Source organism: Streptococcus oralis, assembly GCF_001983955.1.
Lineage (GTDB): Bacteria > Bacillota > Bacilli > Lactobacillales > Streptococcaceae > Streptococcus > Streptococcus jiangnanensis.
The window spans coordinates 154,432-180,212 of record NZ_CP019562.1 but is presented as its reverse complement, the minus strand read 5'-3'; the positions used below and the strand labels follow the sequence as shown (position 1 = coordinate 180,212).

General features: G+C 42.8%; 24 protein-coding genes. 11 read left to right on the top strand and 13 right to left on the bottom strand.

Annotated features, from left to right (window positions below; genetic code table 11):
* Positions 1-30 precede the first annotated feature (30 nt).
* Both BWR56_RS00890 and uvrA read right to left on the bottom strand, forming a co-directional pair.
* Positions 31-1,092, bottom strand: a complete 1,062-nt coding sequence (locus tag BWR56_RS00890; protein ID WP_076984276.1) for a M24 family metallopeptidase — start codon at positions 1,090-1,092, stop codon at positions 31-33.
* Positions 1,085-3,916, bottom strand: coding sequence for an excinuclease ABC subunit UvrA (gene uvrA, locus BWR56_RS00885; protein ID WP_076984275.1), 2,832 nt, complete (start codon positions 3,914-3,916; stop codon positions 1,085-1,087). Before uvrA ends, BWR56_RS00890 begins: the two co-directional genes overlap by 8 nt.
* Before the next feature lie 136 nt (positions 3,917-4,052).
* Between uvrA and BWR56_RS00880 the strand changes: the two genes are divergently transcribed.
* From BWR56_RS00880 to BWR56_RS00860, 5 genes are all read left to right on the top strand, one after another.
* A complete protein-coding gene (locus BWR56_RS00880) occupies positions 4,053-4,997 on the top strand; it encodes a magnesium transporter CorA family protein (RefSeq protein WP_000815617.1) in 945 nt (314 codons plus the stop codon).
* An 11-nt stretch (positions 4,998-5,008) separates the two neighbouring features.
* Positions 5,009-5,686: a DUF1129 domain-containing protein gene (locus BWR56_RS00875; RefSeq protein WP_076984274.1), complete on the top strand. Its 678-nt coding sequence runs from the start codon at positions 5,009-5,011 to the stop codon at positions 5,684-5,686.
* A 15-nt stretch (positions 5,687-5,701) separates the two neighbouring features.
* Positions 5,702-6,049 (top strand): TfoX/Sxy family protein, encoded by a 348-nt coding sequence (locus tag BWR56_RS00870; protein ID WP_007520826.1) that lies wholly within the window; start codon positions 5,702-5,704, stop codon positions 6,047-6,049.
* 167 nt (positions 6,050-6,216) lie between these two features.
* On the top strand, positions 6,217-7,251 hold the full coding sequence (locus tag BWR56_RS00865; RefSeq protein WP_000255130.1) for a S66 family peptidase: 1,035 nt from the start codon (positions 6,217-6,219) through the stop codon (positions 7,249-7,251).
* A 105-nt stretch (positions 7,252-7,356) separates the two neighbouring features.
* On the top strand, positions 7,357-7,620 hold the full coding sequence (locus BWR56_RS00860; protein WP_000166112.1) for a SemiSWEET family transporter: 264 nt from the start codon (positions 7,357-7,359) through the stop codon (positions 7,618-7,620).
* An 82-nt stretch (positions 7,621-7,702) separates the two neighbouring features.
* On the opposite strand, the gene BWR56_RS00855 is transcribed toward BWR56_RS00860, so the two are convergent.
* The 3 genes from BWR56_RS00855 to BWR56_RS00845 are packed head-to-tail and all read right to left on the bottom strand — an operon-like array spanning position 7,703 to position 10,114.
* Positions 7,703-8,266 carry a DNA-3-methyladenine glycosylase I gene (locus BWR56_RS00855; protein WP_007520829.1) on the bottom strand — a complete coding sequence of 188 codons (564 nt, stop codon included), beginning with the start codon at positions 8,264-8,266 and terminating at the stop codon, positions 7,703-7,705.
* A gap of 9 nt (positions 8,267-8,275) precedes the next feature.
* The gene (gene ruvA, locus BWR56_RS00850) at positions 8,276-8,869 is read right to left on the bottom strand and encodes a Holliday junction branch migration protein RuvA (protein WP_000273410.1); all 594 of its coding nucleotides are present in this window, start codon (positions 8,867-8,869) and stop codon (positions 8,276-8,278) included.
* Between the two features lie 12 nt (positions 8,870-8,881).
* Entirely contained in the window at positions 8,882-10,114 is a 1,233-nt protein-coding gene (locus BWR56_RS00845) for an MDR family MFS transporter (RefSeq protein WP_007520831.1), read from the bottom strand.
* Between the two features lie 172 nt (positions 10,115-10,286).
* On the opposite strand from BWR56_RS00845, the gene BWR56_RS00840 reads away from it, so the two are divergent.
* The gene (locus tag BWR56_RS00840; RefSeq protein ID WP_065371520.1) at positions 10,287-10,784 is read left to right on the top strand and encodes a helix-turn-helix domain-containing protein; all 498 of its coding nucleotides are present in this window, start codon (positions 10,287-10,289) and stop codon (positions 10,782-10,784) included.
* A 140-nt stretch (positions 10,785-10,924) separates the two neighbouring features.
* On the opposite strand, the gene mutL is transcribed toward BWR56_RS00840, so the two are convergent.
* The gene (gene mutL / locus BWR56_RS00835) at positions 10,925-12,874 is read right to left on the bottom strand and encodes a DNA mismatch repair endonuclease MutL (protein ID WP_065371519.1); all 1,950 of its coding nucleotides are present in this window, start codon (positions 12,872-12,874) and stop codon (positions 10,925-10,927) included.
* Between the two features lie 208 nt (positions 12,875-13,082).
* On the opposite strand from mutL, the gene BWR56_RS00825 reads away from it, so the two are divergent.
* Both BWR56_RS00825 and BWR56_RS00820 read left to right on the top strand, forming a co-directional pair.
* A complete protein-coding gene (locus tag BWR56_RS00825) occupies positions 13,083-13,523 on the top strand; it encodes a LytTR family DNA-binding domain-containing protein (RefSeq protein WP_076984272.1) in 441 nt (146 codons plus the stop codon).
* A complete protein-coding gene (locus tag BWR56_RS00820; RefSeq protein ID WP_070695986.1) occupies positions 13,520-13,978 on the top strand; it encodes a DUF3021 domain-containing protein in 459 nt (152 codons plus the stop codon). Before BWR56_RS00825 ends, BWR56_RS00820 begins: the two co-directional genes overlap by 4 nt.
* 41 nt (positions 13,979-14,019) lie before the next feature.
* On the opposite strand, the gene mutS is transcribed toward BWR56_RS00820, so the two are convergent.
* Together mutS and argR are read right to left on the bottom strand one after the other, a co-directional pair.
* On the bottom strand, positions 14,020-16,554 hold the full coding sequence (gene mutS, locus BWR56_RS00815) for a DNA mismatch repair protein MutS (protein ID WP_076984271.1): 2,535 nt from the start codon (positions 16,552-16,554) through the stop codon (positions 14,020-14,022).
* A gap of 50 nt (positions 16,555-16,604) precedes the next feature.
* Positions 16,605-17,051, bottom strand: coding sequence for an arginine repressor (argR, locus tag BWR56_RS00810; RefSeq protein WP_001231483.1), 447 nt, complete (start codon positions 17,049-17,051; stop codon positions 16,605-16,607).
* Between the two features lie 154 nt (positions 17,052-17,205).
* On the opposite strand from argR, the gene argS reads away from it, so the two are divergent.
* The 3 genes from argS (at position 17,206) to BWR56_RS00795 (ending at position 20,934) form a co-directional block, all read left to right on the top strand.
* Positions 17,206-18,897 carry an arginine--tRNA ligase gene (gene argS / locus BWR56_RS00805; protein ID WP_049478944.1) on the top strand — a complete coding sequence of 564 codons (1,692 nt, stop codon included), beginning with the start codon at positions 17,206-17,208 and terminating at the stop codon, positions 18,895-18,897.
* Between the two features lie 330 nt (positions 18,898-19,227).
* Positions 19,228-19,473, top strand: a complete 246-nt coding sequence (locus BWR56_RS00800; protein WP_076984270.1) for a MarR family transcriptional regulator — start codon at positions 19,228-19,230, stop codon at positions 19,471-19,473.
* A gap of 198 nt (positions 19,474-19,671) precedes the next feature.
* Positions 19,672-20,934, top strand: a complete 1,263-nt coding sequence (locus BWR56_RS00795) for an NRAMP family divalent metal transporter (protein ID WP_076984269.1) — start codon at positions 19,672-19,674, stop codon at positions 20,932-20,934.
* A gap of 81 nt (positions 20,935-21,015) precedes the next feature.
* Here BWR56_RS00795 and nrdI read toward each other — a convergent pair whose 3' ends face one another.
* The 5 genes from nrdI to BWR56_RS00770 form a co-directional block, all read right to left on the bottom strand.
* A complete protein-coding gene (gene nrdI / locus BWR56_RS00790) occupies positions 21,016-21,486 on the bottom strand; it encodes a class Ib ribonucleoside-diphosphate reductase assembly flavoprotein NrdI (protein WP_070837149.1) in 471 nt (156 codons plus the stop codon).
* 77 nt (positions 21,487-21,563) lie between these two features.
* Complete coding sequence (locus BWR56_RS00785; protein ID WP_070569410.1) at positions 21,564-22,097, bottom strand: ABC transporter permease; 534 nt, start codon at positions 22,095-22,097, stop codon at positions 21,564-21,566.
* A 58-nt stretch (positions 22,098-22,155) separates the two neighbouring features.
* Complete coding sequence (locus tag BWR56_RS00780) at positions 22,156-23,442, bottom strand: response regulator transcription factor (protein WP_076984268.1); 1,287 nt, start codon at positions 23,440-23,442, stop codon at positions 22,156-22,158.
* An 11-nt stretch (positions 23,443-23,453) separates the two neighbouring features.
* On the bottom strand, positions 23,454-25,124 hold the full coding sequence (locus BWR56_RS00775) for a sensor histidine kinase (RefSeq protein ID WP_081390683.1): 1,671 nt from the start codon (positions 25,122-25,124) through the stop codon (positions 23,454-23,456).
* Positions 25,102-25,716 (bottom strand): YesL family protein, encoded by a 615-nt coding sequence (locus tag BWR56_RS00770; protein ID WP_076984266.1) that lies wholly within the window; start codon positions 25,714-25,716, stop codon positions 25,102-25,104. The genes BWR56_RS00775 and BWR56_RS00770 overlap by 23 nt, the downstream gene beginning before the upstream one ends.
* Between the last annotated feature and the right edge of the window lie 65 nt (positions 25,717-25,781).

Sequence of the window (25,781 nt, the reverse complement as noted above, 5' to 3'; positions counted from 1 at the left end):
TATAAAAGTCAACGATTTATCATAATTTTCTTAAATAACAATTAATTCTTTCGGAGCAAGAGTCAATAATTCGCAACCTGTATCTGTAATGAGAATATCATCTTCGATACGGACGCCGTATTTTCCTTCGATATAGATGCCCGGTTCATCTGTCAAGGTCATTCCTGCCTTGATTGTATCCGTCGAGGTTTGGCTAAAGTATGGTTCTTCGTGAATATCAAGTCCGATACCATGCCCGATACCGTGTGTAAAGTATTCTCCATAGCCTGCTTCAACAATGATATCACGAGGGATTTTGTCAAAGTCACGGAAACCTAAACCAGCCTTAGCTTGGTCAATCAGAGCTTGGTTAGCCTTCAAAACGGTGTTGTAGATTTCTGCTTGCTCGTCACTGACATGGCCTAGATAGATGGTCCGTGTCATATCACTCACATAATGCTCGTAAAGGCAGCCGAAGTCCATGGTAATAGCTTCTCCCGCTTCAACCGGTTTGTGCATTGGATGGGCATGGGGCTTAGAAGAGTTGATGCCACTTGCTAAAATAGTATCAAAAGACAAGCCTGCCGCTCCCAACTCACGCATGCGGAAATCAAGGAAGTTGGCAATTTCAATCTCTGTCTTTCCAGGCTTGATAAAGTCAAGTGCATCGCGGAAAGCTTGGTCTGAGATAGAGCAAGCCTTGCGAATAGTCGCAATCTCTTTCTCATCTTTAATCATACGAAGACCCTCAACAAACTGCGTTTGAGGAAGCAATTCCAAACCTTCAAACGCTGCCTGCATACGATGATAGTAAGAGACAGAAATCTCGTCCTCAAAACCGGTGCGAGACAAGCCCATATCCTTGACAATTCCTGCAATGACAGCCAATTCATCACGGTCAGCCACAATCTCAAAACCTGTCACTTCTTGCTTAGCAGCAATGATATAGCGAGAGTCTGTCACCAAGACCTGACGATCACGGCTGATAAAGACGGTTCCGTTTGAACCCCAAAAACCAGTCAGGTAATAGACATTTTTAAGGTTGTTGATGATGATGCCATCTAGTTCTTTTTCTTGCATTTTAGCTAAAAATGCTTGCACACGTTTATTCATGATGTAACTTTCCTTTCAAATAGTGTCCTGTGTAGCTGGCTTCATTGGCCGCTACTTCTTCTGGAGTTCCTGTTGCGATGATGGTTCCACCACCAACACCACCTTCAGGTCCCAAGTCGATGATATGGTCTGCTGTTTTAATAACATCCAGATTGTGCTCAATGACGAGGACAGTATTGCCATCGTCAACAAAGCGAGCCAAGACTTTAAGCAAGCGAGCGATGTCCTCAGTATGAAGTCCTGTCGTCGGCTCATCCAGAATGTAGAAGGACTTACCTGTCGAGCGCTTGTGGAGTTCACTAGCCAGCTTCATACGCTGGGCTTCTCCTCCAGAAAGGGTCGTAGCTGGTTGTCCTAAGGTCACATAGCCCAGCCCCACATCCTTGATGGTCTGGAGTTTGCGTTGAATCTTGGGAATGTGTTGGAAGAATTCCACCGCATCGTTGACGGTCATATCTAAAACTTGCGAGATATTCTTTTCCTTGTAGTGAACTTCTAAGGTTTCACTGTTGTAGCGAGTCCCGTGGCAGACTTCACAAGCAACGTAAACATCTGGCAAGAAGTGCATCTCGATCTTGATAATCCCGTCACCTGAGCAGGCTTCGCAACGACCACCCTTGACGTTGAAACTGAAACGGCCCTTCTTGTAGCCTCGAATCTTGGCTTCATTTGTCTGAGCAAAGAGGTCTCGTATATCGTCAAAAACTCCCGTATAGGTAGCTGGGTTGGACCTCGGCGTTCGTCCGATTGGGCTCTGGTCAATATCGATCAAGCGGTCTACATGCTCAATCCCTGTAATCGTCTTAAACTTACCAGGTTTGTCTGAATTGCGATTGAGCTTCTGGGCAATGGCTTTTTTGAGAATGCTGTTGATTAAGGTCGACTTACCTGAACCCGATACACCTGTCACTGCGATGAATTTTCCTAGCGGAAAGCGAGCAGTGATATTTTGCAAGTTGTTCTCACGCGCACCCGTCACCTCGATAAAACGACCATTTCCGGCACGACGCTCTTCTGGTACTGGAATGGCACGTTTTCCTGATAGATACTGTCCTGTAATGGATTTGCTGTTGCGAGCCACCTGCTTAGGCGTACCTGCAGCGACAATTTCCCCACCAAATGCTCCCGCACCCGGACCAACGTCAATCAGATAATCCGCCTCGCGCATGGTATCTTCATCGTGTTCCACCACGATGAGAGTATTGCCCAAGTCACGCATCTTCTTCAGACTGGCAATCAGGCGGTCATTATCCCTCTGGTGAAGACCAATGGACGGCTCATCCAGGATATAGAGGACACCTGATAGGTTGGACCCAATCTGGGTTGCCAAGCGAATACGCTGACTCTCACCGCCTGAAAGGGTTCCTGCCGAACGTGACAGAGTCAAATAGTTAAGACCTACGTTATTGAGGAAGGTCAAGCGATCCTTGATTTCCTTGAGAATGGGACGGGCGATGATGGCTTCATTTTCAGACAAGGTCAGCTGACTCACTAATTCCAAATGGTCTGCGATAGACAGGTCTGAGATTTCTCCGATATGTGGCCCTTGCTCCCCACCCACACGAACAGACAAGGCCTGGTCATTGAGACGGTAGCCGTGGCAAGTTCCGCAGGTCAGCTCATTCATGTAGAGGCGCATCTGGGTACGGGTGTAATCACTGTTAGTCTCATGGTAACGACGCTTGATATTATTGACAACCCCCTCAAAAGGAATGTCAATATCGCGCACTCCACCAAATTCATTTTCATAGTGGAAATGGAATTCCTTGCCATCAGACCCATAGAGAATCAAGTTTTTATCTTCTTCTGACAAGTCCTCAAAAGGCTTATCCATATCCACCCCAAAGGCTGTCATGGCCTGCTCTAGCATGTTTGGATAGTAGTTAGATGAGATAGGATTCCATGGTGCAAGTGCACCTTCACGTAGGGTCTTGCTGGTATCTGGCACCACTAGGTCGATATCCACCTCCAGCTTGATCCCCAAACCATCACACTCGCTACATGAGCCAAAAGGCGCATTGAAAGAGAAGAGTCGAGGCTCCAACTCGGGTACAGTAAAGCCACAGACCGGACAGGCATAGTGCTCAGAAAAGAGCAACTCAGAATCGTCCATAGTGTCGATAATGACATAACCTTCTGCGATACGAAGGGCAGCCTCGATTGAGTCAAAGAGACGACTACGGATGCCCTCCTTGATGACAATACGGTCGACCACAACATCGATATTGTGTTGCTTACTCTTAGACAGTTCAGGCACTTCGGTAACATCATAGACTTCCCCATCCACTCGGACACGGACATAACCGTCTTTCTGAACCTTTTCAATGACACTCTTATGTTGCCCTTTTTTCTTACGAATGACAGGAGCTAAAATTTGCAGACGTTGGCGTTCTGGCAATTCCAAGACCTTATCCACGATTTGTTCTACAGAAGAAGCCTTGATAGCCCCATGCCCGTTAATACAGTAAGGCGTCCCCACACGTGCGTAGAGGAGACGCAGATAATCATTGATTTCAGTCGTCGTTCCCACGGTCGAACGAGGGTTTTTGCTGGTGGTTTTCTGGTCAATGGAAATAGCTGGGCTGAGACCATCAATGGCATCCACATCTGGTTTTTCCATATTGCCCAAAAACTGGCGAGCATAGGCTGATAGACTCTCTACATAGCGACGTTGGCCCTCAGCATAGAGGGTATCAAAGGCCAGACTGGATTTCCCAGAACCTGACAAACCAGTCACAACAACCAGCTTGTCTCTTGGAATCTCCACATCTATATTTTTTAAGTTATGGGCACGCGCCCCATGAATCACAATTTTATCTTGCATCTTTGTTCTTTCTAGTCCATTATTGCTTTCCATTATACCAAAAAATGTGAAATTCTATTACCCAAAAAGCTGTTTTTATAGTATAATAGTACGGTGCAAAAAATGAATCACTGAATAGTAGGAAAGGATAGGGGATATGAAACAAGTTTTTCTCTCAACAACAACTGAATTTAAAGAGATCGACACGCTTGAACCGGGTACTTGGATCAACCTCGTCAATCCTACACAAAATGAATCGTTGGAAATCGCTAACGCCTTCGACATTGACATTGCCGACCTTCGAGCACCACTCGACGCGGAAGAAATGTCCCGTATTACCATCGAAGATGAGTACACTTTGATTATCGTGGACGTTCCCATCACAGAAGAAAGAAACAATCGTACCTACTACGTTACGATTCCGCTGGGGATTATCATCACAGAGGAAACCATTATCACCACCTGCTTGGAACCCCTCCCCGTTCTCGATGTCTTTATCAACCGTAGACTGCGCAACTTTTACACCTTCATGCGTTCACGCTTTATCTTCCAGATTCTCTACCGCAACGCCGAACTTTACCTTACGGCCCTCCGTTCGATTGACCGTAAGAGTGAACAAATCGAAAGTCAACTTCACAAGTCTACTCGAAACGAAGAGCTGATCGAGCTCATGGAATTGGAAAAGACCATCGTCTATTTCAAGGCCTCACTGAAGACGAACGAGCGCGTGATTAAGAAATTGACTAGCGCAACTAGCAATATCAAGAAATACCTAGAAGACGAAGACCTACTCGAAGACACCCTGATTGAAACCCAACAGGCCATCGAGATGGCAGATATCTATGGAAACGTCCTTCACTCTATGACAGAGACCTTTGCCTCTATCATTTCCAACAACCAGAACAACATCATGAAAACTCTGGCTCTCGTGACCATCGTCATGTCTGTCCCAACCATGATCTTCTCAGCCTATGGGATGAACTTCAAGGATAATGAAATCCCTTTGAACGGTGAACCACACGCCTTCTGGTTAATCGTCTTTATCGCCTTTGCTATGAGTGTTTCGCTCACTCTCTATCTCATCCATAAAAAATGGTTCTAAGAGGAATCCCTATGTCTCAGATTGATTTACAAAAATTAACTAAGAAAAACCAAGAGTTTATCCACATCGCTACCCAACAATTTATCAAAGATGGTAAAACAGATGCTGAAATCAAGGCTATCTTTGAGGAAGTCATTCCTCAAATCCTTGAAGAGCAAGCCAAAGGAACGACTGCTCGTTCCCTCTATGGCGCTCCAACCCACTGGGCTCATAGCTTCACTGTCAAGGAGCAATATGAAAAAGAGCATCCAAAAGAAAATGACGATCCAAAACTCATGATTATGGACTCAGCCCTTTTTATCACCAGTCTCTTTGCATTGGTTAGCGCTCTGACTACCTTCTTCTCTACAGATCAGGCTATTGGCTATGGGTTGATTACCCTCTTGTTGGTTGGACTTGTAGGAGGACTTGCCTTCTACTTGATGTACTACTTTGTCTACCAGTACTATGGACCAGACACAGATCGTAGCCAGCGCCCTCCTTTCTGGAAATCAATCCTCGTCATCCTCGCTGCTATGCTTCTCTGGTTGGCTGTCTTCTTCGCAACAAGCTTCCTTCCAGCAGCTCTCAATCCAATCCTTGCTCCACTGCCTTTGGCTGTCCTAGGAGCAGCCCTTCTCGCCCTTCGCTTCTATCTCAAGAAACGCTTCAATATCCGAAGCGCAAGCGCAGGCCCATCCCGTTATTAAGAAAAGTGAAACGCTATGGCATATAGTCAATCCTTAGCACAGCAGATTCGAAAAATTCTAGCACTCAAACTTCCTCCCCAAATTTTCGAAGAAGAGCTAGAAGAAAAGAAACTGTTTGGTGGCCTGGCCTTTATGATTCGTGGGAAAATGGTTCTTACAGTCAGTTCCAGAAAGGACGAGCTGGTTATGGTGAGAATTGGCAAAGAAATGGAAAAGCAAGTTCTACCCCGAACAGGAGCTCGTACTACATTGATGAGAGGGCGACCTTATCATGGCTATATAGACCTAGATATTGAAGGTCAAAAAGAACTTCCTTACTGGATTGATTTAGCCCTCTCCTATAATCAAGAGTTAACCAAGTAACTCATATCTAGTGAGATTACAGATTAGTAAAACGATAAGCAACTGCACTAGCGGTTGCTTTTTTCTTGCTTTCTTGATATCCAATAGAACTTCTACCCCCAATCCCTATAGTTTTCTCCCATCTTTTATGATAAAATAGGCTCAATCAATTTCTAGGAGGATGAGATATGGTTTCTACTATTGGTATCGTGAGTTTGTCTAGTGGTGTTATCGGAGAGGATTTTGTCAAACACGAAGTCGATTTGGGTATTCAACGTCTCAAGGATTTGGGACTCAATCCTGTCTTTCTGCCCCATTCGCTAAAAGGGTTAGACTTTATCAAGGACCATCCGGAGGCACGTGCAGAGGATTTGATGCAGGCCTTTTCTGATGATAGCATCGACATGATCCTATGCGCCATCGGTGGGGATGATACCTATCGCTTGCTACCCTACCTTTTTGAAAACGACCAGCTCCAAAAGGTTATCCAACAAAAGATTTTTCTTGGCTTCTCGGATACAACCATGAACCACCTTATGTTGCACAAACTAGGGATCAAGACTTTTTATGGGCAATCCTTTCTAGCAGACATTTGTGAATTGGACAAGGAGATGTTGCCCTATAGTCTCCACTACTTTAAAGAATTGATCGAGACGGGAAGAATCTCAGAAATCCGCCCTAGCGACCTTTGGTATGAGGAACGGACTGATTTTAGTCCCAAGGCTCTGGGAACAGCTCGTATCAGTCATGTAAATACAGGCTTTGATTTGTTGCAAGGAAATGCTCAGTTTGAGGGAGAAATTCTCGGTGGTTGCCTTGAGTCCCTCTATGATATCTTTGACAATTCTCGATACGCAGACAGCACGGACCTCTGCCAAGAGTACCGACTCTTCCCTGACTTATGTGACTGGGAAGGAAAGATTCTCTTGCTAGAAACAAGCGAAGAAAAGCCTGAACCTGATGATTTCAAAAAAATGTTGCGGACTTTAAAGGACACGGGGATATTTGGGGTTATCAGTGGACTCTTGGTCGGAAAGCCAATGGATGAAACCTTCTATGACGACTATAAGGAAGCACTATTGGATATCATTGATAACAATATCCCGATTGTCTATAATCTGAATGTCGGTCACGCAACTCCAAGAGCCATTGTGCCCTTTGGCGTTCACGCTTATGTGGATACACAGAAGCAAGTCATTCGCTTTGACTATAACAAAAAATAAACAATTTCTCCATTTTTGTGCTTTGGTATTGATTTTCGTTACAATTTGTGTCTGAATTTATTGCATTTTGCTTATTTCTATGATATCTTTTTAAAGGAGGTGTATATGACTAAACAAAAAATAAATCAAATTGTCGGTTCAATCGGGGCCTTTATCGGGATTATTGTATTTATCGCCTACATCCCACAAATTTTTGCCAATTTACAAGGCAACAAAGCTCAACCATTCCAGCCTTTATCCGCAGCAGTATCTTGTTTAATTTGGGTTATTTACGGGTGGACAAAAGAACCTAAGAAGGATTGGATACTAATTATTCCAAACTCAGCTGGCGTTGTCTTAGGTGGACTGACATTTCTTACTGCACTATAAAAGTTACTAGCATATAATCAAAAAGCTGAGAAACTCTTCTCAGCTTTTTCTATATTCTCAGATAATTAGACGCCTGCACTCACTAATTTCCGTTTTTCCACTCACAATCATTCTCATGATCATCTATCAGACCTGCTGCTTGTAGAAAAGCTAAAACTGCGACTGGACCTGTGAATTTGAAACCACGTTTTTTGAGATCTTGAGATAACTTTTCAGATAAGGCTGTTTTAGCAGGTGCTAGGTGATAGTCAGGAACATCATTTACAATCGTTTTCCCCTCAACAAAGGACCAGAGATAAGCGTCAAAAGAGCCGTAGGTTTTCTGGACTTGCAAAAATGCTTGGGCGTTGGCACGTGTCGCAAAGAGCTTGGAACGATTTCGGATGATGGCTGGATTCTCTAACAAGGCTTCCAACTCGCCATCTGTCATTTCCGCGACACGTTGAACTTGGTAGTTGTAAAAGACTTCTCGGAATCCTTGGCGTTTGTTTAGTACCGTTTCCCAAGATAGACCCGACTGGTAAGTTTCCAAACACAACAACTCAAAAAGAGCACGGTCATCATGAAGGGGTTGACCCCACTCTTCATCATGATAGGCCACATATAAAGGATTGTTCATTTTAACCCAACCACAGCGTTTTGTCATATTATTCTCCTATTTTACCAACATCTTAAGGGCCGATTTGATATAGTTCTCAGCTGTATCTGTCGTTCCTTCAAAGAATTTCTTGATTTTCTTGAGCTCAGTCGCCTTGTAACCCAGTGCCAACATGGCTTCCATGGCTTCTTCCAGTTCTTGGTTTTCAGCGCTGGTTTGCACTGCCACCTTGGCAGGAAGGTCATCGCTAGCCACAACTACCTTACCTTCCAAGTCTAGCACCATCTGCTGGGCTGTTTTCTTGCCAATTTTAGGGAACTTAGTCAAGTAGGTGATGTTCTTAGTTTCAATCGCCTGAACCAAGCCAGCATTGTCATCAGCTGCGATGATAGCAAGAGCTGATACCGGACCAATCCCTGATACCGAAATCAGACTAAGAAAGAGTTTCTTCTCATCTTCTGATCGAAAACCATAGAGCAGATGGGCGTCCTCACGGACAACTTGGTGCACATAAATTTGAGTTTCTTGATTGACCTGACCTGAGTAAGCATAGGGATTGGCTACATGCAAAATATAACCTATACCATTTGCCTCAAGGACGATATATTTAGCAGTGATTTTGGTAATGATTCCTTTAAGATATTCGTACATTATTTTCACTTTCTATAATTGATTTGCAATTCCGTGTAAATGCGCTGCTCTGATGATAAGAAGCAGCCCAAGTACTGCACACACAATAAAAACGAGCCAAACACCTACAGCACCTGTTGTAGCGCTGATAGAAATCATCGCCCCCGCTAAAATAGACGCTAAAGGCTGCGCCATATTAAGGAAACCTGAGTAGGTTCCGAGCTTATTCTCATTCATCATTTCCGCCCGCAAAACTTGGCTTGGCGGCATGCAGATGAGTTCCCCCATAGTATAGAGAATGGCTAGCAAAAACAGAGCCCAGAAACTCCTGAAGACAATGGTGAAAAGCATACCCAAGTCGAAGATAATACTTCCCAATAAAAACTGCGGTATGATCTTCATTTCCTTGGTCAAACGATTGGCAGTCGTTATGAAGCAAACAATAATCAGGGTATTGATAAAAACCATGATACTGAGCATCTTAGCTCCTGAAATATGAATACCGAAAACACTACTCGCGATGAATGACTCTTTCAAATGAACGGGTATATAATTGTCAATTTGCAACCAGATAACACCATTAAATACAGTCCCTAACGTATAAAGTAGGAAAATTTTGTCCTGAAAAACAGAAGCATAATTTTTCACAGTTGCCAAAGGACTGCTACCATGCTCAAAGACCAGATTAGCTGGCTTGCTTTCTGAAAAATATTTCCAAGCGAGGAAAAAATTCAAGAAGCTAATCACCGTCAAAACCAGAAGCAACTCAAAAAAATGGTGGTCGTAAAAGAAACCTGCAAGCCCTGCTCCTAACATAACGGATACATTGACAAACCAATAACTAATCGTATAAACGAAACGGCGATTTTGCTCGTCGGTCAAATCAATAATCATCGCATCAATAGCCGGCCAAGAGAAAGTTCCTGCGGTCTCTGCCAGCAACATTCCGACAAAAGTCAAAAAGGGAAAAATATGATTAGGCATATTTGCCAGCAGCACAAGAAAGTAGCCACTCGCAAGACCAAAGTTTCCCCAGTCAATGACTTTCTTACGTCCCCAAAGATCCGCCAAATGTCCACCATACAGTCCAGCTAAAAAACCAATGAGTTTGGTTGTGATCATCAATAACCCCGCCCAAAAGGCTCCAAAATATTGAACATAGTACATGGCCATAAAAGGAGTAATGGCACTCTCTAAAATCCGTGCTACAAAGCTCATCCATTCCCGCATTTGAATTTGCTTGGGGAGGGCAAAAAATTCTTTCATCTTTCATTCCTTTTTCATAATTTCTTCGCTTTTTCTTACCTAGTATATCATATTTTTTTGCTGAAAACTGCAAACACAAGTGCAACCTCTGGTTGACAAATAGTACAAGAGATTGTATTCTCATTATAAGTAAAAATTGTTAGGATAGAGGTAGAAAAAGGAGGATAGAATCATGAAACTCACAGAAAAACTATTTGAGCTCCGAAAGGAAAAAGGTTGGTCCCAGGAAAAGCTAGCTGAACAAATCAATGTTTCTCGGCAAAGCATCTCAAAATGGGAGTCTGGACAAGTCTTTCCTGAAATCGAAAAAATCATTGAATTAAGCAAGATTTTTCAAGTGACAACTGACTATCTGCTACTGGATGAAAACTCTGAAAAAGATTCCACAGCAGTAATTTTTGAGGAAGACAAGGACAAATACTATAAGGAGGTTAAATCCTTTGGTCTTTGGCAAGTGATTTATATTTTCGTCTTAGCTCTGGCTATCTATCTCTTTTTAGCTGGTTCTAGTTTTCCAGCCGAGTTCACCGCCTGGATTTGGCTGACCTTCGTTCTTTTGATTGCTTCAGCGATTGCTATCAGCAAGACTCTCAAAACCAAACAACGTTATCTTGATAAAGTGATTGGTCTTGAGAATCCCTCAAACCAAGACGACTCTATGAAACCTTGAGTCAATTGAATCATATTTCTCATTACTTTTTCTTGTCAAGCAAGTGTAAACCTCATGGCAAGTTGCCATGTCCATTCAAAATTCCCACCATAGAAAAGCTAAAAAGCCTTGTTTGGAAAAAACAAAGGCTTTTTGTGTTCTTAATATTTCCCCAACTCACGGAGGCTAGTATGATTCTCCTGAATTCGTCGGAACATTTTTTCCATATCCGACTTGGTAAAATGCACCAAAACAGGACGTCCGTGGGGACAGTTGTAAGGATTGTCACATTGAGAAAGCTGATAAAGGAGTTGTCTGGCTGAGTGGTCATCGATGCGATGGTTGGCCTTGATAGACCGTTTGCAGGACATCATGATAGCCAGCTCTGCTCGGTATTTCTTGATCGAAACTTCCTTGGTCAAAAGGAGCATATCACACATTTCATAGATGCCTGACTCAATCTCCTCTTCTGCCATCCAAATAGGATGTTCACGCAGGATAAATTGATTTTCTCCGTACTCTGCTAGAAAGACACCCACTTCCTCTAAAAGAGGCATTCTTTCCTTGAGACGAAGCGCATCATCCGCAGGAAATTCAAAGATGTAGGGCACTAGGAGTTGCTGCTGGCTCTGGTCAACATTGCCGATGCTTTCACGGTATTCCTCGTACTTGACTCGTTCCTGAGCCGCGTGCTGGTCTATGATGTAGAGTCCATCTCGCCCTTGGGCAAAAAGATAAGTCCCGTGCATCTGTCCGAAGAACTCCAACTCTGGGAAACTCGATGCTTCTTCTCGCTCCAGCTTATCATAAGCCTTATCGAGGCTAGCAAGATCTAACTCTGGATGGTCTAATTGGCCATAGTTAGCAGGCTTTCTCTCTGCAAAATGCAGTTTTGCGGGCTTGGTTAGCTGGTCCAAGGTTTCCTTGGCAAACAGAGTTAGGTCCCTACCCTCCTCAGTTAATTCAACCTGGTGATCAGCCACCTCAACTTGACTAGGTTTTGAGAGTTCTGTTTTTTCATAGTAGAGCGTATTTTCTTTGAGTGGGAGAATGGTCTGCTCTACCTTTTGACGATTGCGCACGGTCGACTTGGCAAGATTTTCTAAAGCATCAGGAATCAAGGCTTGTTCCTTGAGACTATTTGAAATAGCTTCTGAAACCAGCGCCATCAGTTCTCTTTCCTTAGAAATCCGCACTTCTTGCTTAGTTGGATGGACATTGACATCAGCTAGATAGGGGTCAATATGGATGTGAATGACAGCCAGTGGAAAACGCCCTACCATGAGTTTGCTTCCATAACCATCAAGAATAGCGCGATTGAGCAAGAAGTTCTTGATATAGCGGCCATTGATGAAGAGGCTGATATAGTTACGATTTGCTCGAGTTAACTCAGGCAGAGACACAAAACCTGTAATTTCAAAATCTAAGTCAGAGTTCTCAATTTCAATCATCTTCTTAGCACTCGCCAAACCATAAATCCCTGCGATGGCTTGACGCAGTTGACCAGTCCCTGCTGTCCGCGTCATTTCCTTGCCATCACTAATCAAACTGAAGGAAATCTCAGGATGAGCTAATCCCAGACGGTTGACAATATCAATGATATGAGACAGCTCCGCTTGCTGGCTCTTCATATACTTGAGACGGGCAGGTGTGTTGAAAAAGAGGTCTTCCACACAAACTTTGGTTCCTACAGGGCTAGTCGCTGGGATGACTTCCTCAACTTGACCTCCACGCGCGACTAACTTAGTCCCATGACTCGCACCATCCACCGCCGTCAACAGAGTCAGCACACTGACAGAAGCGATAGAAGGCAGGGCTTCACCACGAAAACCAAGCGTCCGAATCCGAAAGAGGTCTGCCTGATTTTTTATCTTACTGGTCGCATGGCGACGCAAGGCCAACTCCACCTCATCGTGGGCAATTCCATGACCATTATCGGTGATTTGAATTTTCTTGAGACCAGCTTCCTCAATCTCAATGATAATCTGGCTAGAACCCGCGTCAATGGCATTTTCTACCAACTCTTTGACCACACTGGCAGGACGTTCGATAACCTCCCCTGCCGCGATCTGGTTTGCTAACACTTCTGGCAATTCAATAATATGAGACATCTTTCAGCCCCTTTCTGTATCTATTTTCCTAGAAATTGATTAGTGCTATTATACCATATTTCAAATGCTATCAGAAAAAGCAAATACCACATAGACTCCAAATCTCTCCACATAGACAAAAGCTCTTGCCATGGGTCGTAAAATAGTGTTTAATAAAGGTGTACAAGAAGTGATCACAATTTTGTATGAAATATAAGGAGAGAAATTTATGAAAGTAGAACTACAGATTAAAGAGACTTACGAGGAGGAAAAGTTGATTGTCCAAACTCCTCAGCCGACCGAAAAAGTCCAGAAAGTCATCGAGTTCGCTGAAAATCTTGACCAAAAAGAAACAATCAAAGGAAAGATTGATGATCAGGTCTATCTAGTTAAGATTGGTAAGATACAACGCTTCTATATCGAGAATCGCAAGGTTCTAGCAGAAACGTCGAGTCAGACCTACAGCATTGATTTGCGACTCTATCAAGTTCTTGAAATTCTACCGACCACTTTTATCCAAATTTCCCAATCTGAAATCGTCAATATCGACTCCATCTCTCATCTCAAGCTCACGCCCAACGGTCTGGTTGAAATTTTCTTAAAAAACGAAAGCTTCACCTACTCTTCACGCCGCTACCTAAAAACCATCAAGGAGAAATTAGAACTATGAAAAAACAAATCTTTCACGATGCAGCCACTGGTGTACTTATCGGCCTCATCCTCTCTATCCTTTTTTCACTCATTTATGCACCAAATACCTATGCCCCACTGAGTCCCGAGTCTCTTATCGGCCAAGTGATGGTTCAACATCAGGTTCATGGTGCCCTGGTCTTGCTCTACTGCACGATTATCTGGTCAGCTATCGGCGTTCTCTTTAGCTTTGGCAGCCGCTTATTCAATCGTGACTGGAGCCTGCTCCGTGCCACACTTTCCCATTTCTTCCTCATGCTGGCTGGCTTTGTTCCACTAGCAACTCTGGCTGGTTGGTTCCCCTTCCACTGGACCTTCTATCTCCAGCTCATTCCAGAGTTTGCGATCGTCTACCTCATCATCTGGGTTATTCTCTATAAAAGAGAAGCAAAAAAAGTGGACCACATCAATCAACTTTTGGCCCATAAAAAGTAATAGAGAAAATCCCACTCACAAATGCATGAGTGGGATTCTTTTTATAACTTTTGTTTGAGCTCGACCAAGACATTCATAGCCTGCATAGGTGTCATATTGTAAACATCCAGTTTAACTAATTCTGCTAGGATAGGATGCTCTGCAGGCGCGTCAAAAAGTGACATCTGTTCAGTAACATCACTTGTTTCTCTCATCGGAGCAGGACTTTCCGTCCCTTGATTCTCCAGTTGAGTCAATATCTTATCCGCCCTTGCTAAAAGTTCTGCTGGCAAGCCAGCAATCTTAGCAACGTGAATACCATAGGATTTGTCAGCTGGTCCTGGCTCGATCTTGTGAAGGAAGGTGACCTGCCCATTCTGCTCCAAGGTTGCCACGTGGACATTGACCAAGTGTTCCAAGCTAGACTCCAGACTGGTCAGCTCATGGTAGTGGGTAGCAAAGAGGGTTTTGGCTCCGATATGTTCATGGATGTATTCGATGATGGATTGAGCAAGAGCCATCCCGTCATAAGTTGCAGTTCCGCGTCCCAATTCATCAAAGAGAATCAAGGAATCCTTGGTCGCATGCGAAATGGCATTGTTGGCCTCCATCATCTCCACCATGAAGGTTGATTGACCTGAAACCAAGTCATCTGCTGCTCCGATACGGGTAAAGATGGCATCGAAGATCGGCAAATGGGCGCTTTCTGCCGGCACATAAGAACCCAGCTGGGCCATAACCGCAGTCATGGCTAACTGGCGCATGTAGGTTGACTTCCCACTCATGTTGGGCCCTGTAATTAGCTGAATACTCGTATCTTCTGCCATCTGGATACTATTTGGAATATAGGTCTGAGCTCCCATGACCTTTTCGACGACAGCATGGCGCCCTTTCTGGATATCAATTTGTGAATCGTCTCCAAACTCAGGTCGGATCAAATGCTGGGTTTCAGCCACAACTGCTAGACTTTGCAAGACATCAACCGTTGCAATTCCTTGGGCTAGAGCCTGCAAACGCTGGATGTACTTGCTGACTTCCTCACGGATACGCATAAAGATTTCATATTCTAGGTTGGCTGACTTCTCGCGCGCCTCCAGCATATCTCCCTCGATACGGGCTAATTCCTCGGTACCAAAGCGTTCCGAATTTTTCAACGTCGCCTTGCGGAAAAAGTGGGCTGGCACATTTCCCAGTTGCGAATTAGTCACATGGAAATAGTAGCCATCCTTTTTATTGTAGTCAATCTTAAGCGTGCTGATACCAGAGTTTTCTCGCTCCTTAGCCTCAATCTCAGCAATCCAACTGGTCCCTTCTCTGAGCACTCGACGGTATTTATCCAAGGTTTCATCAAATCCAGTCCGGATAATACCACCTTCCGTAATCACATGAGGAGCTTCAGGAGCAATCGCTGCACTAATCAAGCTCTCCAACTCAGGAATGGCATCCAACTGTTCGATGAGATAGGCTAGAGCAGGTTGCTCCATTCCCTCTAAAATCGCACGAATCCGTGGCACACTAGACAAGGTGGTCGCTAACTGTAAGAGATCCTTGGGATTGGTCTTGCCAAAAGAAACCCGACTAGCCAAGCGTTCGATGTCATAAACACCCTTGAGGCTATCCGTTAAATCACTACGCTCAAAGAAATGGTCAAGAAAGACCTGCACCACCTCTTGACGTTGGACGATTCGCTCCTTATCAATCAAAGGACGATGAATCCAAGAACGCAAGAGCCGCATGCCCATAGCTGTTTTGGTTTCATCCAAAAGCCAGAAAAGACTCCCTTGCTTCTTACCTGAACGGGCATTCTCAACCAAATCCAGACTAGCCTTGGTCGCAAAGTCCATCTGTAAGAAATCTTTGATTTCATAGCGGATAACTGGTTTGAGATGGTTCAATTCCCGCATCTGGGTCCGGTGAACATACTGGAGCAGCTTACTAGCTGCCGCTTGCTCCACAGCTGCCAAACGTGAATCTAGTAAATGAATATCCTCAAAGCCTTCCTTCTCATAAGAAAGCACCAGATTCATCTGACGGCTGAGGATTTGTTCTTCTTCCTCAGACAAGTTATAACCCAGCACCACTTCTCGCGCCTTGAGGTTACGGACTTCCCCACAAACCAACGTGAAATCCAATAGCCCCGTCACATAAAAGTCACCCGTCACCAAATCCATATAAGCCAGACCAAATTGATTGCCATCACAATCTAAGGAAACCAAGAAATTATTCTGACTATCCGGCTTACTGCTATCAACGACCGTTCCAGGTGTGATGACCTGGACCACCTCTCGCTTGACAACACCAACTGCTTGTTTGGGATCTTCCATCTGCTCGGCTATGGCTACCTTATAGCCCTGCTCAATCAGAACATCGATATACTGTTGGGCAGAATGATAGGGGACGCCCGCCATAGGTATCGGATTTTCTGCATTTTTATTCCGACTCGTTAAGGAAATTTCTAAAATCTGTGCTGCATTAATTGCATCTTCATAGAACAACTCGTAAAAATCACCCATTCGAAAAAGCAAAAAAGCATCTGGGTATTGTTTCTTAATATCCACATACTGTTGCATGCCGGGTGATAGCTTTTCTGTTGCCATTTTCCGTCTCTCCTTGCTAAAAATAAGTCTTGAGAGCACCTCCCAAGACCTTATTTATCTTTCATCAAATCTAGCAAACGATCTTCCATCAGCTTGGCAACGTGCTGGTCTCGACAAATAACCAATAAGGTATTAGCACCAGCAACCGTTCCTAAAATCCATTCATCCTTGTTTGCATCTACAATGTTTGCTAAGACTGCAGCTTCCCCAAGTTTGGTATGAAGTACCAAGGTGAACTCTGCTCTTGCAACTCCTTCTAAATGATGAGACAAAAACTCAACTAAATCAATCTTATCTGTCTCATTTGCTAGTACATAATACACCATATCATTTTTCTTAACCTTGGTCAAGCCGATTTCACGCAAATCACGCGACAAAGTCGTTTGTGTCACGTAAACATTACGAGCTTCTAAACGATCTTGAATCTCTTTTTGTGTCCCAAGTTTTTCTTCGGTGATCATCTTTTTAATCAACTGATGCCGTTCTCTTTTTCTCATATTATCCTCTTAAGTGAATATTTATAACAAGTTTTACATTTATTTTATAACTACATTATACCAAAAAAACTAGATAATTCAAAAAAATTCTTTTCTTTCTCAAAAAATGTAGTAAATTGTGTTAAAATAGTAAAAAAGCCCAAAAGGAGCCCTTATGAATACAAAAGAATTGATTGCTAGCGAGTTGGCTAGCGTCATTGATAGCCTGGACCAAGAGGCTATTTTAAATTTACTGGAAACACCTAAAAACTCAGAAATGGGAGATATCGCCTTCCCTGCCTTTTCTCTAGCAAAGGTCGAGCGTAAAGCTCCTCAAATGATTGCAGCAGATATTGCTGAAAAAATCAATAGTCAAGCCTTTGAAAAGGTTGTTGCTACTGGACCTTACGTCAACTTTTTCCTTGATAAATCGGCTATTTCGGCTCAGGTATTACAGGATGTTATCACTGAAAAAGAGCACTATGCTGACCAAACCATTGGCAAGCAAGAAAATATCGTTATCGATATGTCTAGTCCCAATATCGCAAAACCATTCTCTATTGGGCACTTGCGTTCAACAGTTATCGGAGATAGCTTATCACATATTTTTCAAAAAATCGGTTATCAAACGGTCAAGGTCAACCACCTAGGAGACTGGGGCAAACAGTTTGGAATGTTGATCGTTGCCTACAAGAAATGGGGAAATGAGGAAGCCGTTAAAGCGCATCCAATCGATGAACTTCTTAAACTCTACGTTCGCATCAATGCTGAAGCTGAAAAAGACCCTAGCTTGGATGAAGAAGCACGCGAATGGTTCCGCAAACTGGAAAATGGAGATGAGGAAGCCCTCGCTCTCTGGCAATGGTTCCGTGATGAAAGTTTAGTGGAATTCAACCGCCTTTACAATGAATTACAAGTTGAATTTGACAGCTACAACGGAGAAGCCTTCTACAACGATAAGATGGATGCTGTTGTAGATATTCTCGCTGAAAAAGGACTTCTTGTTGAGTCAGAAGGGGCTCAAGTTGTCAATCTTGAGAAATATGGAATTGAACATCCAGCCCTTATCAAAAAATCTGATGGTGCAACTCTCTATATCACACGTGACTTGGCTGCAGCCCTCTACCGTAAAAAGGAATACCAATTTGCAAAATCCATCTATGTTGTTGGTCAAGAGCAATCTGCCCACTTCAAACAACTCAAGGCAGTATTACAAGAGATGGGCTACGATTGGTTCCAAGACATTGTCCATGTTCCGTTTGGATTGGTAACAAAAGAAGGGAAAAAACTCTCTACTCGTAAAGGAAATGTCATCTTGCTAGAGCCTACTATTGCAGAGGCTGTTAGTCGTGCCAAGGCCCAAATCGAAGCGAAAAATCCTGAGTTAGAAAATAAAGACCAGGTTGCCCACGCTGTTGGAGTTGGGGCTATCAAGTTCTATGATCTTAAGACCGACCGTACAAATGGATATGACTTCGACCTTGAAGCTATGGTATCCTTTGAAGGAGAAACTGGACCTTACGTTCAATACGCCTACGCTCGTATCCAATCTATCTTGCGCAAAGCCGATTTCAAACCAGATACCGCTGGCAACTACAGCCTGAACGATGCTGAAAGCTGGGAAATCATTAAACTACTCCAAGACTTTCCACGTATTATCAATCGTGCAGCAGATAACTTTGAACCTTCTATCATTGCGAAATTTGCGATTAGTTTGGCTCAAGCTTTCAACAAGTACTATGCACATACACGTATCCTAGATGAAAGTCCTGAGCGCGACAGCCGTCTAGCCCTCAGCTACGCAACCGCAGTGGTCCTCAAAGAAGCTCTTCGTTTGCTCGGAGTAGAAGCGCCGGAGAAGATGTAAATCGCCAAAGTTACTTGATTGCGAAGCAATCTAAGTAACTAACACCAAATCCTATTCGGACTTTGGCTAGGCGCCTCACTAGTAAAGAAACATAAATATTGTCGATTTATGTTTCTTTACGTCGTAACCAGTACGAGTTGCCCAAACGCTTCACTAATTCACCTAACCAAATAATATCGATTCGGTTAGGCTCATGTCGTAATCTTTTAAATTACTTGAAAGCGATCTGAAAGATTGATGCAAGATAACATTTATATTTTGTTCGGCATTGTAGCATTTCAATGAAACAATTTATTCACTTTTACTATTTATCACACTGGGAGATTCCTTATGAGCCAATATGCTTATATCCTCGTTGTACTTAGCTTGGTTTTCCTTTTTCTGCTCAATAAGTACGAGAAGGAAAGACTTCAAAGACTCTACCAAGAGCAACTCTTGAAGGACGAGACATTTAGGTCTGACATCAAAGAAAAAATTCACATGACTGAAAATATCAATGATGTCATTGCACATATCAATAAAACTTACCATCTGGGAATGTTGCTCTCAAAAGACGTCACAGATCAATTGAAATAACCGAAATCCGAGAAGCTTTCTTCTCGGATTTTTTAGGCTTACCATATTCCCCTTGGAGAAATTTCATTAATGCATGTAAAATTTTTCTGTAATTTTCTATATTTTTTCAAAATGGCCTTGCATTTCTTTTAAGTTTTTTGTAGAATAGTAGCTATCTATTCAGATTATTCTGAAAATTCAAAAATAGGAGCGTTTATTATGTCACAAGTTACGTTATCAAACCAGTCAACCTGGGCAAGCAAACTAAAGGCAATGGGGCCAGGAATCCTGATGGCTTCTGCTGCCGTTGGAGGTTCTCACATTGTATCCTCTACTCAAGCTGGTGGTTCTTATGGTTGGTCACTACTCCTATTGGTTATCTTGGCCAATGTTTTTAAATATCCATTTTTCCGTTTTGGTGCAGAATATACTGCTGATACTGGTAAAACCTTGGTCGAAGGCTACGCTGAAAAAGGCAAGTTCTATCTCTGGATTTTCTTTGTCCTCAATGTCTTCTCTGCTATGGTCAATACAGCTGGAGTCGCTATCCTTTGCTCAGCCATCATCGCTAGCGCCTTCCCAATGATTGGACTTAGCATCACTCAATGGTCCCTTATCCTTGTTGCAGTCATTTGGGCCATGCTACTCTTTGGTGGCTACAAACTATTGGATGGTATGGCAAAATGGATCATGTCCGCTTTGACCATTGCAACAGTTCTTGCAGTTATCATTGCAGCAATTAAGCATCCAGAATATAGCTCTGATTTTGTCGAAAAGACACCTTGGCAAATGGCGGCCCTCCCTTTCATCGTTTCCCTCTTAGGATGGATGCCTGCTCCTATTGAAATTTCAGCCATCAATTCACTCTGGTCTGCTGAAAAGAAAAAGACTGTCAACTTTAATACAGAGGACGCCCTTTTCGACTTTAACGTTGGTTACATTGGAACTGCTATCCTAGCTGTATTCTTCGTGGCACTAGGAGCGCTTATTCAGTATCCTACAGGACAAGCAGTTGAAGCCGCTTCAGCCAAGTACATTTCTCAGTTTGTGGGTATGTATGCCTCTGTTCTTGGAGAATGGTCTCGTTATTTGATTACCTTTATCGCCTTTCTCTGTATCTTTGGAACGGTCATCACCGTTATCGATGGCTACTCTCGTGTCAATCAGGAATCGCTACGACTCTTGATTCGTCAAAAAGAGGATACTCGCAAATCTTTGAACATCTGGATGACCATTACCGCTATCATTGGTATCGTAATTATTAAATTCTTTGCTGGACAAGTTTCAACCATGCTTCGCTTTGCCATGATCGGTTCTTTCCTGACAACACCATTCTTCGCTCTTTTGAACTATGTATTGGTGACACGTGAGAATAAAAATCTTCCTTCCTGGCTAAAACTCCTCGCTATCGCAGGATTGATTTTCCTCTTTGGCTTTGCTATTTTCTTTATCTATGCACTTGCCATCGGAAAAGCAGGATAGTATATAAAATGGCACCCTTACGGGGGTGCTTTTTGCATACTCAAAAGCAGTTGAAAATCTCAACTGCCCCTCAGTACTACTTTATTTTTCTGTTTCTAACTCATACAAGTCCGCGATAATCGCTGCGACTTTTTTAATATCTCCCAGCATACCACGCATTTCAAAGTCTGCTAGGACCGGGAAGCCAAAGCGCTGGCTATACTGCTTGGCTGTCAGGCAGTATTGATTGTTAAAATTGCGATTGCCAGATCCCACTACCCCAAAACACTTACTAGCATTGTCTCCATAAGCGATAAAGTCGCCCACTGGAGTCGTTAGAATCTCAACATCGCCGTTATCGACACCATTTCCACCTTCCAGATAGGTCGGCAAGAAAGCGACATAGGGATGTTCCATTTCAAAGAAATCTTTCCCTTCCTTGACCAAATCCTTGATATGGATTTTTTGGACCTCAATTCCCTCATACTGAGACAAGAGATAGTCCTTGAGTCGGGTTACAAAACTCTCTGTATTCCCACTCAGACTGATATACACTAGGGATATTTTTTTCATGTTGACCTCGATTTTTTGTTTACGATTTAAAAAAGAACTACCAAGATTGTAACTTGATAGTTCTTTTTTGTCAATACTTAGGCAACTTCTTCTGCTTCGACTTCTTCGGTCAAATCCTTTTGCTGGCGCCACATCTTGTAAAAGACTAAGGCTAAAAAGAGAACATTGATAATGATGAACAAAATATTCGTTCCTTGTGCTAATGCTCCCATTCCTAGGCCGAGGGTAGAATCTTTGATTAATTGAACCGCATCTTGAACGTTCATATAGCTATAAACCAAACCAACAATCGCTAGTAGAACATAGCCAATATAAGCATAGTTTGCGAATTGCACATTTTTACGTAGGAGAAATACAAAAGCTACTACAACTAAAATTGCAGATAAAACAATCAACAACATATTAAAAATAGAGTGCGATGACGCTGTTACTTGGTAAGTATAGTTGACTGCGTCTTCTAATTGCTGAGCAGTAAGCGTCCCGCTATTCGCCAGGCTAGCACGAAGCACATCTTTACTTGGCAATGGACTCAAGATTCCAAATAATGACATAGATGAAATGAGGGCTGATAGGACTAACAAGACCCAAAGATAAATAGGATTCTTTTTCATGTTTTCCTCCATAAGATATTTTGAACATTATAGCATTTTTTGTACAGGAATACAACTTTTACAAGCTGGTTTCAACTTGTTTCCGATAAGCTTTCGGTGATTTTCCGCACAATTTACGGAAAACCTTGTAGAAATATCCAACATTACTATAGCCAACTGCATAGCAAATATCTTCGATGCTATCACTGGTCGAAAGTAAGAGTTGCTGCGCTGCCTTAATTCGCTGTTTATTGAGCAATTCCGCAAAGGTTGAGTTGGTTTCCCTCTTGATCAGCTGACCGAGATAGACAGGATTGATAAAGAGATCCTTGCTAATATCCTTAAGCGAGAGCTCTTTCTGATAATCACGCCCAATCACCTCCAGAACGCTCACCACATTTTCATTCATGCGGTACTGGCCAAAGAACTTGGTCAAGGTTTCTTTGATATAGGCAACCAATTCTTCAAAGGTGTTAATGGCATGGATAGCTTTGACAATCTCGGTCATATCATCTGCTTTTAGGTGTTCAAATAAATGAAAGACATCCATGACAAACTGAGTGAAGAGCTGCTTTGTGATGGCCACGCGCGGGGTATTCTTCAAAACAACCTTCTCTAGCAGGGTTAATTCTTCGATGATTTGATTGATATTCCCTTGGATAATCACCCGATAAATCGGCTCATAATAAGAAAACAAACTCTCGGATTTTTCTAGATTAACTGAACCGTAGAAGAGGGCTTTTTCAGCGTTGATCTTCCAATTCTCAAAGGACTGCTGGTAAGGTGCTTCAAATGGTGTCACAACGATGCCATCTAGTGGTTGATCAGATATGAAAATCTGCCAGTCTTGCCCCAAAACATAGTAAGGAATGGTAAAAGAGCCCCGCTTTTCCTTTGAAAGTCCTATCCACCAGCTGTCTTTACCTGACAGGTAGTTAGTAAATCCTGTCTCATCCAATTCTTGACTGAGGGTCTGACTTTGTTCCACCTTTTCCTGAAGCTGTTGCGCAATCTTTTCTAATAAATTGCCCAACTCCACCTTGTCTACTGGCTTAACCAGATAATCCACGACACTAAGGTTCATGGCTTTTTTAACGTACTCAAACTCCTGATAACCAGACAGCAAGATATAATAGGTATCTGGAAGTAGCTCTTTCATTTCCCTAATCATCTCAAGTCCGGTCTTATCTGGCATGTTGACATCGGAAATGACCACATCTACTGGATTTTTCTTAATATAGTCCAAAGCATCATCTGCGTGATTAGCTGTTGCGACGACTTGCATATCCCATTTTTCAAAGGGGATTAATCGCTTGAGCCCCTCTGTCACCATGTACTCATCGTCTACTAATAAAACTTTATACATTTCTACCCTTTCTATTCATCCTGGATAATGATATGGTAACGAACACCTTCTTGCTCAGCTGACTCTACACTGATTTGGTAGCGATCCCCAAAGTAGAGAACAAAGCGTTCGTGTACATTTACTATTCCAATTGATTGCCGCTCCCCACTATAGCTTGCCTCGTGTTCAAAACTTCTCTGAGCTAATTTTTCTTGCAAGCTAGCTAGTTTCTCAGCGGACATTCCCCGACCATTGTCTTCCACTAGGATTTCAACAAAGCCTTGGCCCTTCAAGACTTTGATACTGATGACATTATCCGTTCTGCGATGGTCAACACCATGGGCAAAGTAGTTTTCTACTAATGGTTGGAGTGTAAATTTTGGAATCCTCATTTCTTCCAATTCTGGTTCAATCTTGAAACCATAAGCAATGGATTTAGGATAACGTACCATACAGAGATAGCTATATTTTCGGCAAAATTCCAACTCCTGCTTCAAGGTCGTTTCCCGCTCGTCAGAGATATTGTTGCGTAACAAGCTGCTAAATTCATAGATAATATCTGCCAGTTCATCCTGACTTTGCATGACGGCATACATCCGTAAAAACTCTAGAGTATTGTACATAAAGTGAGGATTGATTTGAGCTTGCAGAGCTCGCATATTGGCATCTTTTTGACTGAGCTCTAGCTGATAGATATCATGGATATTTTTTTCCAAGCGATCCAACATATCATTGGTTGTTTCTGCAATGAGAAGCAACTCTTGGTCTTTTTCAGAGGTATCGATTCGAAGGCCTTCTTCTCCTTGAGCAATCACCTCGATCGAATCTACTAGGTCTACGACCTGCTTTTGGTAATTTGAAAAAGTCTGTCTAAGAGTCACGTACAAAATGATGATAAAGAGAATACTTAGCCCAATAATGACAGCTGAACTCGTCAAAGTTCCTGTAAGAACAAAATTTTTAGGAACAGCAACTCGAACCTGATAACCGTGAGAGGTGACACCTACAAACCAGTTTTCTCGCTCGGCTGAGACCTTCTCCCCAATATGGAACATCTCAGTCTCAAAAGGCGAAGTTACTGTTACAGCCATTGGGATATGACCCCGAGTATTGTCAATAGCGCCATGTAAAACATCTGGGGATAGGGAGATATAAATCACTCCTAAATCCTTGTCAGACACAGGATCGGAAACAGGAATGGCAAAACTATTGGCTGTCGGCTTAAAATCCTCCGCAGGAATTTTCTCTCCACTGCGTTTTTCTCTAGTCGAAACATAGACTTCCTTGTAGTCCTGAAGAACAATAGCCACTCCAGTCACAAAATCATTTCGAACATAGAGGTCATCAATATTTTCATACAGGGAAACCGAGATATAAGGTGAAGTTTTACGCTCTAATTGCCAGTAGAAATAGTCTGGTGTGCTGAGACTGAAATACTTGTAAATCCCTTCGATGCGGGCCTGATTTTCAACCAAAGACTGAGCAAGTTGTGTTGACTCTCTGTGATAGTATTCCACTTCACTCACTGTCCGAGTGGTCACACGTTCTGCAACCCGTTGGGCCTCTTTCTCACGTGAGTCCCAGTCAGCATACGATAGCATAATCGCAAAACTAGCAATGACCACGATCATAACCAAACTATAAATCCTTAAGAGAGAGTGAAGCCAGAACTGCTTCATTCTATTTTGTCGCCAATTTTTCATGGATACTTTCATAAATAGGTTCCAACATATCACTGATAAAGAAATGCCACATTCCAATTCCTACAAAAAAGAGCAAGGCAGGCATATAATAACCAACTCCTACAAGGAGAGCGGACCCGAGTAAAACCTTGGCAATCGCAGGTAAGCTCATAAAAATCCCGATAAGGGACAGTTTTAAGGTGTTTTGGTAGGATAAATCAAAGTACACCTGCAGTTTCAAGGAAACAGTATAGGCTAGAAAGACAAGAGCGACTACAAGGACATTGAGAAAGGTCGCCAAGAGGTGGAAAATCGTCTGGTGGGGCAATTGAACTAGAAGGTATAAACCATAAACTAGGACAAGATCCACAAACACAAAACTATAGAAAGCCAGATTGCTCTTGACAAAGTTACTCTTATATAGTTCCCAAGCTTCTTTCAAATGGTAGGCTCGATAAGTATACCCATGCTCCGCATACAAACTCATCAGGGTAGCACTAGCTGGGGCCAAACCAAAGATCACTCCTCCTGCTAGTGTTAATAGCCAGAAATAAGCCGTCGCAATCATTCCCAAAAAGATACGATTAAAGACGAATTCTAGAAATTTTCCCATGCTACTCTCCTTAAACTAACGATGTAACTATTATATCATATTTCAAACGTTTTCAAAAATATAGA